The sequence below is a fragment of the Parabacteroides sp. AF48-14 genome, from assembly GCF_003477465.1.
Classification (GTDB): domain Bacteria; phylum Bacteroidota; class Bacteroidia; order Bacteroidales; family Tannerellaceae; genus Parabacteroides; species Parabacteroides acidifaciens.
In genome coordinates this window covers 85,049-95,962 of the sequence record NZ_QUDI01000019.1, presented here as the reverse complement: position 1 = coordinate 95,962, position 10,914 = coordinate 85,049, and the positions used below count along the sequence as shown (strand labels likewise).

Here is a 10,914-nt window from a genome sequence, read left to right as displayed (position 1 = left end):
TAAAATTAAAGCTTTTAGAGCACAGCTTAGAGGGGTGAACAATATATCATACTTTTTATTTAGACTCAAAAATATATATGCATAGCTCCACAATTTTTCGGGGTGATCCTATACTAAGTGAACCATAAATAATGATTTATCGGTGAGATCTGCCGGGCTTACAGCCCTAAGACAACGTCGCTATTTGGGCGGTTCGCGAACCGCCCCTACGAGGCCGTTATATTTGCCGATCATTGTTTTATACCCATCGAAAAATTTGTATATTTTAGTGTGTACTTTCCGTTGATAAACAGGATTTCCCATGGGTGAATAGATTTTAATGTCTCTTTGAGAGCTATTACCAAAGGATGATTGCCATCCTCTATTGTTTTTCGCATAGGACGTAGGGAAATGGAATATATTTCGCAATCTTTCAAATGTCCGTCATCGGTCATTTGAATATTTTTTATTGCAAAAATTATTTGCTGACCTTTATATTCAGGGAAACGCTCCCATGGAAACCTGCGAATAATTTCATCTTGTACATCTTTCATATTCAGACCGGGCTTTTTATAGTTATGGAAAGTAGCCGTTTCCACTACTTTTCCATTGGTAATGTGTAGTATTCGCTCTGTTGCCATGTTACGGTCGAATCCCGAGTGTACATATCTTACTAAATCACCTTTTCCGGCTCGAAATTCACCGCTTAGCCAACGTGCTTGGATTTTTCCATTCTCATAATAAGAGGTAAAGGGTATTTGTAATGCTTCCGTATTGTATATCAATGTGGAATCTTCCTGGCCTGTCTTATCATATACATATACTTCTATGTGTTGCAGACAAAGATAATCGTCCTGTATTTCCCAAAAGGCTGTATATCCTTCCCAATTACCTGTTGAGACAATATGATTATCAGGAATAAAAGCCATCAAATGCTTATACAAAGCGGAATCCATATTTATCGGTTTAGCCATTAAAACCCAACTCTCTCCATCGAATGAGATAATATCCCCCGATAGCCCTGTTGCCTTGGCTTGTAAAAAGACGCACAGGGACAAGATAGCGATGAAATAATTTTTAATGCGCATAAGCCCTCCTTTTTGATAGTGTAACTCTTTTCAAAAATACAGATAAAGAATAATCCAATCAAATTTTATTGACAGCAAAATATATGTGCTGGCGAAAAGAGAAACAGATTTCTATTCTTCTTTTATTCTTTTGCAGCTATCAATTCGGCGGACGCCGTGTGCCGAATTTGAATTTGCGATGTAATATATTGCGCAACAGGTTCTTTTAGCTGCGGATAAACAAGGTACAAGCGTCTGAATTCTCGGAACCGACGTCCGTTCAGCCCTTTGATATTTAACCGTTTTTCCAACTTCTTCAATAGTTGTTTACCGTATGCAGCACGGTCTTCCCCGTTTTATTCAAACTCGACAATATAACTTCCCATTAACCAATTACGGGAAGTTAATGCAAGATTGACAGAATGTGCAGCTTGCGCTTGCAATGTATCCTGAATGGCACTGAGTACATCTTAGTCGTTATTATATTGGATAAATCCAATAGGTTTACGTTCTCTTTGCTGATTGATTTGCTTTTGTTTCTCTCTCTTTTGTTTGAGGACGCAATTTGCGACCTCAAACTTTCAAATTCTTCCTTCGTTAATTCGAACATGAAATCGCTGGGGAAACGTTTGAGGTTTCTTCTTACTGCTTCTTTTAGTCGTTTGGTTTCACTTCCATAAAGTTCAGCCAAATCAAAGTCGAGCATCACCTTTTGACCTCTGACTTCATATATTTTATTCTGAATAACCTGTAATTCCATAATTTGATTCAAAGTTCATATTTTGGTACTTTGTACAAAAGTACTATTTTCGATTAAAAGGTAAAATAACCGGTTCTTTTATAATAGAGAATACACCGTATTGTGTGTCGATCTTTTTCCCGTTTAAAAGAAATTCCCGGTTGAAAACAGGTTCTTCTTTCGACTTCCAGGTCAGCTTGCTTGAAAAGTTGATCACATCCTTAGTTCCGTCATTCCAGTCGATTACTACTTCTTCATGGTCAAAAGTATCATCGCCATTAAACTCCCCGAATGTTAGGATATACTGTCCGTTTTCAGCTTTTACCGTTTGCAAACCACCAAAGTGGGCCATATAAGCTTTCGTAGGATTTATGACAGAATCTTTTTCATAGGTAACGCCTTTATATATGGCTTTTATGCCGGAGTTGGCGATAGATCCGGGTGTTTCAGGATTCAACAGGTCATTACCCTGAGCATCTTGTACGGCTATCTGAAGGATAATCGGGTAAAAATCCCATATTAAATATTCGTCTTCATCGTCACTGCAAGCGGTGAAACAGGTTACTGATAAAAACAGCAGCAACATTCCGTATAAATATTTTGCTTTCATATCTGATTAGATTTATTTTGATGATTCGATGATTTACAAAGGTAACATAAATAAATTATTATTGAGTGTTGGATCGTAAAAAGAATACTTTTAATGGGATGTGTGTCCTGAAAATATTACTTTTATGCGCTGAAACAGTCTATTAAGATTGATTTTCTCAAGAATTATGGATAGACAAAAAGTAGCTTTAGTTCTTTCGACCGGCGGGGCACGCGGAATAGCCCATATCGGTGTGATTGAAGAATTGGAAAGACAAGGATATGAAATATCGTCGATAGCCGGGTGCTCGATGGGGGCTTTGGTCGGGGCGGCTTATGCCACGGGCAATTTGCAGAAGTGCAAGGAAGCTTTGTGCGGGCTCGATTTGCGCCGGATATGGAAGCTGTTGGATATTAGTTTCTCTAAGAAAGGCTTTCTGAAGGGGGATAAGATATTGAAAGAGCTGGAAGGGATTATGCCGGATTTGAATATCGAAGAGTTACCGCTCCCTTATACGGCTGTTGCGACAAATCTCCTGACTGACGGGGAAGTTGTCTTTGAACAAGGCAGCCTCTACGAAGCTGTCCGGGCATCCATTTCGTTGCCTTTTGTCTTTAAGCCTGTTGAAAAAGAGGGCATGCTCCTGGTAGACGGCGGAATCAGTAACCCTTTGCCTTTGTCGCGGGTGAAACGTACGGAAGGCGATTTGTTGGTGGCTGTCATTGCAGGAGCTCCCGAAGAACGTGTGTCCGGCAATCCCAGGCAGCTTAAAAACAATAAGTATTCTCTTTTGATCGAATCCATGACCACCCTTGTGCAGCGGCTGATCCAGTGCTCCGTGTCCGCTTGCCGACCGGATATCGTCATACGTGTGCCGGGCAGGAAATACAGCCTGTTGCAATTCAATAAAGCGGCGGGGATGATAGAGGAAGGTGCGGAAGCTACCAGAAGAGCTTTACAAGAAACAGAAGAATCGAAACACTAAATAAAGATCTAATATCATGATGATGCAGAATCAGAATCCGGCTATTCGCCAATCAGGACATATCGTTTGGCTCGATGTCGTACGTTTTGTCGCTATGTTTACCGTGGTTTGTTGCCATTGCGCGGACCCGTTTAACTTCTATCCGGGCGAGCCGCCTGCCAATATCGAACAGATTAAATTCTGGGGAGCCGCCTATGGGGCTTTTCTCCGCCCTTGCGTGCCCCTGTTTGTGATGATTACGGGGGCTTTGCTGTTGCCGGTTCGTGGCGATACGTCGGTTTTCTACAAGAAAAGAATCAGCCGTGTCTTCTGGCCCTTCCTGATCTGGTCGGTTCTTTATAATCTTTTTCCCTGGATAACGGGATTGCTCGGCTTGTCTCCGGATGTGATCCTGAACTTTTTCCCTTATTCGGGCGAGGAGGTCACCCGGCAGTCGTTGGCTGTTTCCTTGAAATACATTGCTGAGATTCCGGAGAATTTCTCAATCGTGGATGTGCATATGTGGTATATCTATTTGCTGATCGGCCTCTATCTTTATATGCCTATCTTCTCTGCCTGGGTGGAGAAAGCTTCTGAACGGGCCAAGCTGTGGTTCCTGATTGCCTGGGGGGTGACGACGTTACTGCCTTACTACTATCAGTTTGTTTCGCCTTATATCTGGGGCGGTTGTTCCTGGAACTCCTTCAATATGTTGTATTATTTTGCCGGCTTCAACGGGTATCTGCTGTTGGGACATTATCTGCGTAATCGTGATTGGGAGTTGGGCCGGATTTTAGCATTCGGAATTCCGATGTTCCTGGTTGGCTATGCCGTGACCTTCTTCGGCTTCCGGTATGTTACGGCCTTGCCGGAATACAGCGAAGAGCTGCTGGAACTGTTCTTCACGTATTGTTCCCTGAATGTCGTGATGATGACCCTGCCGCTTTTCCTGCTGGCGAAGAAGGTGAAAGTGCGCTCCGAAAAGATGAAAAGTTTGTTGGCAAACCTGACAGTTTGCGGGTTCGGCATCTATATGATACATTACTTCTTCACCGGTCCGGGCGTTGTGCTGATGCGTGCTTTGGATGTGCCGGTCGCTTTGCAGATACCGGCGGCGGCAGTTGTCGCGTTCAGCGTTTCATGGCTGATTGTGTATGCGATTAACCGGTTGATGGGCAAAAAAGCCCGTTATATTGTCGGGTAATAAGTCAATTCTTAATATTTTATGTTCTAAAGTTTTGTTGTTGGGAATAAATCAATACCTTTGCGGCCATTATTTACTTTGATTTTCATAGGTTTTATATGATTGATCTTAGGTGAAAATGATGACATGAATTTGTTAGATCGTTATAAAAGTAGTTTTTTGTTAACCTGCTTAATGGTATTGGCATCGTTAACATCAGCCTTTGCTTCTCCCGCGACAAAGCAGCCGGATTATGTTCTCATCATAAATTCTTATACGGAATCTACTCCCTGGAGCCGGGTTTTTACAACCCCTATCTATGAGCGTATGATTACGGATAATGATAGTATCAATGCTTATACCGAGCATATGGATGTGATGCTGATGAAAACAGAGGAGGATGTAAATGCCTTTATCGATGAACTATCTGGAAAATACAGGGAGAAACCTCCTGTAATGGTTGTCCTTTTAGGGAACAGCTCGTATGTCCTGCTGCGGGATGAACTGGCGCGGCGTTGGGGAGATGAAATACCGCTTTTAGTCTGTGTCGAAAAAGATTATATCTGTCCGAGCGGTTATTACCTGTCGAAACAGGCTTGTCCGGTTGATGAGAGGATACAACTTGGAGATATTGTCAAAAGCCGTAAGAACCTGACTGTCGTATATGTTCCGGAATATATTAATGAAACGATTTCTTTAATGAAACGGTGTATTCCGGAGATGAACCGTCTGTTGTTTCTTGTAGATAAACGATATATCAGCGCCCAGAACCAAAGTACATTAGAGAACGTGATGCAGGCATTTCCGGAAATAAAGCTGGAAACACTGACTGCCGGAGAAATGCAGACAGATGAGTTGATCGACGTCCTGCAGAGCTCGGGCCCCAATACCGGGATTCTCTATTATTCATGGACATTGATGAAGACGCGGGGAAGAAATACAATGTTGAGTTCCGATACTTACCGGATGTTGAGTTCCTGCACCAATCTTCCGATATTTACATTGAACGATATGGATATTGTGGAAAATGGCATGATTGGCGGTTGCTATTATCCGGCAGCCAAGATATCATCCCTTTTGTTCAAGACAATAGACGAACTGCTAAAAGGTAAAATATATGATGCGGTCATCATGCCGGACGGTCCTTATCCGGTATTGAATTACCCGGTTTTGGAGAGATTGGATATCCCATTGGAGCTTGCCCGGCCGATACGGTTTTTTATATGAAGCCTCCTACGTTTTGGGAGCAATACGGTACATACGTTTACGCAGGTGGGACTGTATTAATCTTTCTGTTGCTGATTCTTATTTTTAGGATTCTAAGTTTGAGCGCAAAACGGGAATTTCAGGAAAAGGAACTGAAACTGATGAGCAGCTATAGCCGTCTGGTTAAGAATATGCCGATTTGCTATATGAAGCAGCGTGTGATATTTGGTCCTGACGGAACTCCTGTCGACTATATAATAAAGGATATAAATCCGGAGTTTGAAATGCGATTGGGAACGAATGCGCTTTTTGTCGGAAAGAAAGGTTCTGAGTTACCAAACCAGCAGTTCGGGCAGTATCTGAATGTGTGCAATCTGGTCCTGGGGCAGAATAAGAAAGTGAGTACGCAGTATTATATCGAGTCGGCAGACCGTTATTTCAGCGTGATGATTATTTCAGCCAGCGAACAGGATTGTGTGGATCTTTTCATGGTCGATACAAGCGAGCTTTTCAAGGCACAGCAATTGTTGCGCACTGTCAATAAGAAATTGTCGATGTCCCTGGACGTCGCAAACGTTATTCCCTGGAAATGGGATTTGGAGAAAAAAACAATCCTTTGCGATGTAAGCCGGGAAGCCAATTTAAGCGCTTCCGACTTGTTTGATGAAAATCAATTGAGCGTACCGGAGGCTGATTATTTCTCTAAAATATTCAAGAGCGACCGGAAGAAAGTGAGAGAGGCTTATCAGTCACTGATAGCCGGGACTATCGATAAGGTAAGAGAAGAGTACCGTGTTTACAACCCCGAAAAAGGCGTGCATGGCTTCGATTGGGTGGAAGCGCGTGCGACCATAGATAAGAGGGATGAAGAGGGACACCCTCTTTCTCTGATCGGTTCTTCCCTGATTATAACCGATCGTAAAGCCATAGAGCGGGAATTGATCGATGCAAAGAACAAAGCGGAAGAATCTAACCGCCTGAAATCGGCATTCCTGGCTAATATGAGCCATGAAATCCGTACTCCGCTAAATGCAATTGTCGGTTTTTCCAATGTCCTGGCGACAACGGACGAACAGGATGAAAAAGAAGAATATATAAGTATTATTGAGAATAATAATGCGCTTCTTCTCCAGTTGATAAGCGATATTCTGGACCTTTCGAAGATTGAAGCCGGAACATTGGAGTTTGTCTATTCGGATGTCGATATCAACAATCTGTTGTATGAATTTGAACGGATGATGCAGCCTCGTGCGGCGAAAGATGTGAAAGTGCAGTTTGAGCAACGGACCGAAGAATGTTATGTCTCTGTTCCAAAGAATCGTTTGATGCAGGTTTTGACCAATCTGACGACCAATGCGATTAAGTTTACGACGGAAGGCAGTATCCGCTTTGGCTATACCCGGGAACGTGATAATTTATTGCGATTCTATGTGACGGATACCGGTTGTGGGATTGCAGAAGATATGCAGGCAAAGATATTCGAGCGTTTTGTCAAATTGAACGCTTTTGCCCAGGGGACAGGCCTTGGTCTCTCTATCTGCCAGATGATTATCAACCATCTGGGAGGCGAACTCGGGGTGGAATCGAAAGAAGGAAAAGGAACGACATTCTGGTTTACCTTCCCTTGCTCTCCTGCCAACAAGCCGGAAAAGCACCACCACCAATTCGAGAAGAAAAGGGTTGAGAAAGACAGGCTAACTGTTTTGATTGCCGAGGATAATGTCGGTAACTTCAAATTATTCGAGTCGATCCTGAAACATGAATATACTTTGCTTCATGCATGGAACGGGAAGGAAGCGGTCGAACTGTTTAAAGAATTCGGACCCCATATTATCCTGATGGACATCAATATGCCGGAAATGAATGGCTATGAGGCAACAGCCGAAATTCGTAAGATATCGGCAGATGTACCTATCATTGCCGTGACAGCCTATGCTTTCGCTTCGGACGAGCAACGGATTATGAACTGTGGCTTCGATGCTTACACCTCAAAGCCGCTTAATGCACCGGCATTGAAACGGCAGATGGGAGATTTGTTGAGCAAACGGCTGTTTTTTGTTTAGAGAGGACTTCATTTACAAAGACTTTGAGCCATTGATATGAAAAAAATACTGTACTTTTGCAGATGCGAGTTATAACAGTATAATGGTAAAGTCAAGCAATAAATCTACAATAAGCGGGTTAATAATATCTTTCCTTGTTTTCGTTCTTTTCTTTTTCCACATACAGGCGGGTATGGCGGAAGTGAATAGTTCGAAGATACTGGTCATTAGTTCTTATTCTCCAATTAAAGAAGAAGGGAACCGGGTGATTTCGTCTTTTATCACTCAACTGAGAACAGATGCAAGGGTGAAAATATCCGTCGAATATATGGACTCCGAATCGTCTTCATCCTTTGAAGATTGGTCTGAATGGATGCGCCAGTTGTTCGATGCATATAAGACACGGCCCAAGGTCGTGGTTTTGATGGGGAATGAGGCTTGGTCGGTTTATCGGGTTACTTGCCCTGATGACTGGCATGATACGCCTGTTGTTTTGGGATGCGTGAAAGGTTCGTTTATCGACTATGAATGCCTGAATGACCTGGATCTGCTCACTGTCAGGGAAATGCAGCAGATGGAGGAGTCTTTTGGTGGTTTTAAGGTGACGGGATATGCTTATAAAGATTATTTGTCCGAAAACTTCAGGTTGATAAAAAGGCTTCAGCCACAAGTGGAACACATCGCTTTCTGTTATGATAACCGTTATAATCTGTCCTTTTTCGAAAACTACCTGAAAACCCTTTGCGAGCAGACCGATTCGCTCGGCTTTTGTTATCTGGATGGCAACAAGCTGTCTACGACACAATTGCTCGATTCGATCTCCCGGATGGATGATACGTACGCATTGCTGACGGCGGGCTGGTACACGGATGCGCTCCAGTATCCCCATGCCCATTCAAAGCTCCATAATGAATTGCCGCATTATACTTCGATACCGCTTTTCCAAGCCCTGGATCAGGGAAAAGCAAACATGAATTATATCGGTGGTTACTACATCTCAGGGGAGGAAATGGGGAAAGATCTCGCTACTCTTACCAGTAGTGTCCTGACCAAAGGGATCGAGAACAGTCCCGTTTTCCAGTACACCCCTTCCCAACCCCGTTATTATATTAATTATCCGACTTTTGTGGCGGCAGGACTTGATTTATCTCTGTTGCCGGAAGGCACGGTGTTCTACAATAAGGCCCCTTCTTTGTGGGAGGAGCATTCGTTGGAAGTCGTGCTCCTCATTTGCCTGATTATCCTGATGATCGTTATTTTCATTGGAGTCCTGCTATATCGGAAGCGAAAGGAAGATGCCTACAGGACCGCTAATGCCAGGATGCTCGAACTTTTAAGCCGGATGCCGGATATGGCGACTATTTATGACTCGGAACTGAATATTCTGGATATTATCAATCCGCAGGAGCATGTGCTACACGGGGGCAATGACAAAAGCATGATCGGGCGTAACTTGTTGGATGTAGGCGAAGAGTATAAGGCGTTCGATGATATGATGGATTGCCTTATCAGTAATCTGAGGGCTACGATAAAGACCGGCGAGGTGAGGGTCTTTAATTATAAATATGCAAAGGGAGATGTAATCTATTACACCAAAGCGCGTGTCGTTCCTTTCGGAAAAGATTCCATCATTTGCTTTTCGCATGATGTAACCCCTTATGTCGTTGCTGAAAAGGAAATATTACAGTTGAAGACGTTCCTGCAATCGATTATGGATAACCTGCCTGTCGGCCTGTTCATTAAGGATGTCGATGACCAGTTCCGCTATCTGTTTTACAATAACAAAGTCTCCGAATTTTATGAGGAAAACTTCGGTGTCATGTTAGGTAAGAACGATTTTGAGGTAAATGATCCGGAAGCGGAACGGTTCAGGGAGGAAGACTTGAAGGTACTGGAAAGTGCTGAACCGATCACGTTTGACCGGATATTCTATGATCCTGAAACCGGAGCTCCTAAACGTTGGGGAGTTACCACAAAGACGCGGCTCGAAGACCAAGAGGGCAAGTTGTATATTGTCGCAACGACAGTCGATACGACGGAAATCCGCAAGAACGAACAGGAACTGAATGAAAGCAAGTTGAAACTTGAGTTTACACTGGAGGCTGCACAGATCATATCGTGGGAATATAATGTAGATGCCCGGACTTTCTATTCCCCGAATTCTACTGTTTTTGAAGAAACGATCATCCCGTTGGACGATTACCTCTCTTTTGTCTTTCCGGAAGATACCACCCTGTTGAGTGCAGGACTGGAAGACCTGGCCAGTGGGAAAACACAAGTGATGGATATCCAGATCCGCCTTATTACGCCGGCTTTGGGAGAACGTTGGTTTGAAATGCATGCCGTACCGTACGGGCAGGGGGAAGATGGAAGGATCAGTAAACTGATCGGTCTGCGTACGGATATTACAGACCAGAAAATGACAAACGAACTGATCCGCCTGCGTGATAAGGCCGAGGAGGCTAATCGCCTGAAGAGTGCGTTCCTGGCCAATATGAGCCATGAGATACGGACACCGCTCAACGCAATTGTCGGGTTTTCCAACCTGATAGCGACGACTGATGATAAGGAGGAGATAGGCGAGTACGTCAAGATCGTGGAGACAAACAACGAACTCCTGCTCCAATTAATCAGCGATATTCTCGACCTTTCGAAGATCGAAGCCGGGCAATTGGATTTCAATTATACGGATGTCGATCTGTCGGACGTTTTCAATAATCTGTATCAAGTCTATAAATGCCGGGTAAAAGACAGTGTCGAACTACTTTGCCGGCAACCTTCCCCGGGTTATGTGATTCATTCGGAAAAGAACCGTTTGACACAGGTCGTGTCCAATTTCTTGAGCAATGCCTGCAAATATACCTCTAAAGGCTCTATCATCATGGGATATGAGCTGCAGGGCGACAGGCTTCGTTTTTATGTGACGGATACGGGAAAAGGAATTTCCGGGGAAAATATGCCACATGTGTTTGAACGATTTGCTAAATTTGACAGCTTTGTACAGGGAACGGGACTGGGGCTTTCCATTTGTGAGTCGATTGTTCAATCTCTGGGCGGCGAAATCGGTGCTGAATCGGAATTGGGCCGGGGATCTACTTTCTGGTTTACGATCCCGTATGAACCGGCAAGCAAATAAATAAGTATA

At 43.6% G+C, this 10,914-nt stretch carries 7 protein-coding genes and 2 pseudogenes; 5 read left to right on the top strand and 4 right to left on the bottom strand.

Going from position 1 to position 10,914, the window contains the following annotated elements; all coding sequences use genetic code 11:
• Positions 1 to 230: 230 nt before the first annotated feature.
• The 4 genes and pseudogenes from DW083_RS10700 to DW083_RS10685 form a co-directional block, all read right to left on the bottom strand.
• Positions 231 to 1,067 carry a hypothetical protein gene (locus DW083_RS10700; RefSeq protein WP_122332362.1) on the bottom strand — a complete coding sequence of 279 codons (837 nt, stop codon included), beginning with the start codon at positions 1,065 to 1,067 and terminating at the stop codon, positions 231 to 233.
• Between the two features lie 143 nt (positions 1,068 to 1,210).
• A pseudogene (locus tag DW083_RS10695) lies at positions 1,211 to 1,432 on the bottom strand (hypothetical protein); the annotation flags it as partial.
• Positions 1,433 to 1,586: 154 nt separating this feature from the next.
• A pseudogene (locus DW083_RS10690) lies at positions 1,587 to 1,806 on the bottom strand (ORF6N domain-containing protein); the annotation flags it as partial.
• A gap of 43 nt (positions 1,807 to 1,849) precedes the next feature.
• A complete protein-coding gene (locus DW083_RS10685) occupies positions 1,850 to 2,395 on the bottom strand; it encodes a hypothetical protein (RefSeq protein WP_122332361.1) in 546 nt (181 codons plus the stop codon).
• Between the two features lie 166 nt (positions 2,396 to 2,561).
• On the opposite strand from DW083_RS10685, the gene DW083_RS10680 reads away from it, so the two are divergent.
• The 5 genes from DW083_RS10680 (at position 2,562) to DW083_RS10665 (ending at position 10,905) form a co-directional block, all read left to right on the top strand.
• Positions 2,562 to 3,359 carry a patatin-like phospholipase family protein gene (locus DW083_RS10680; RefSeq protein ID WP_122332360.1) on the top strand — a complete coding sequence of 266 codons (798 nt, stop codon included), beginning with the start codon at positions 2,562 to 2,564 and terminating at the stop codon, positions 3,357 to 3,359.
• A gap of 19 nt (positions 3,360 to 3,378) precedes the next feature.
• On the top strand, positions 3,379 to 4,542 hold the full coding sequence (locus DW083_RS10675) for an acyltransferase (protein ID WP_122332369.1): 1,164 nt from the start codon (positions 3,379 to 3,381) through the stop codon (positions 4,540 to 4,542).
• 159 nt (positions 4,543 to 4,701) lie between these two features.
• Positions 4,702 to 5,748 carry a hypothetical protein gene (locus tag DW083_RS22780; protein WP_233552156.1) on the top strand — a complete coding sequence of 349 codons (1,047 nt, stop codon included), beginning with the start codon at positions 4,702 to 4,704 and terminating at the stop codon, positions 5,746 to 5,748.
• Between the two features lie 98 nt (positions 5,749 to 5,846).
• A complete protein-coding gene (locus tag DW083_RS22775) occupies positions 5,847 to 7,790 on the top strand; it encodes an ATP-binding protein (RefSeq protein ID WP_233552155.1) in 1,944 nt (647 codons plus the stop codon).
• A 172-nt stretch (positions 7,791 to 7,962) separates the two neighbouring features.
• Positions 7,963 to 10,905: a PAS domain-containing sensor histidine kinase gene (locus tag DW083_RS10665; RefSeq protein ID WP_233552154.1), complete on the top strand. Its 2,943-nt coding sequence runs from the start codon at positions 7,963 to 7,965 to the stop codon at positions 10,903 to 10,905.
• The last annotated feature ends 9 nt before the right edge of the window (positions 10,906 to 10,914 follow it).

What these genes read in the sequence shown, in the direction of transcription:
- DW083_RS10680 (WP_122332360.1), top strand. Translation starts at nt 2,562, where the DNA reads ATGGATAGACAAAAAGTAGCTTTAGTTCTTTCGACCGGCGGGGCACGC.
- DW083_RS10665 (WP_233552154.1), top strand. Translation starts at nt 7,963, where the DNA reads ATGGCGGAAGTGAATAGTTCGAAGATACTGGTCATTAGTTCTTATTCT.
- DW083_RS10700 (WP_122332362.1), bottom strand. Translation starts at nt 1,067, where the DNA reads ATGCGCATTAAAAATTATTTCATCGCTATCTTGTCCCTGTGCGTCTTT.
- DW083_RS10675 (WP_122332369.1), top strand. Translation starts at nt 3,379, where the DNA reads ATGATGCAGAATCAGAATCCGGCTATTCGCCAATCAGGACATATCGTT.
- DW083_RS10685 (WP_122332361.1), bottom strand. Translation starts at nt 2,395, where the DNA reads ATGAAAGCAAAATATTTATACGGAATGTTGCTGCTGTTTTTATCAGTA.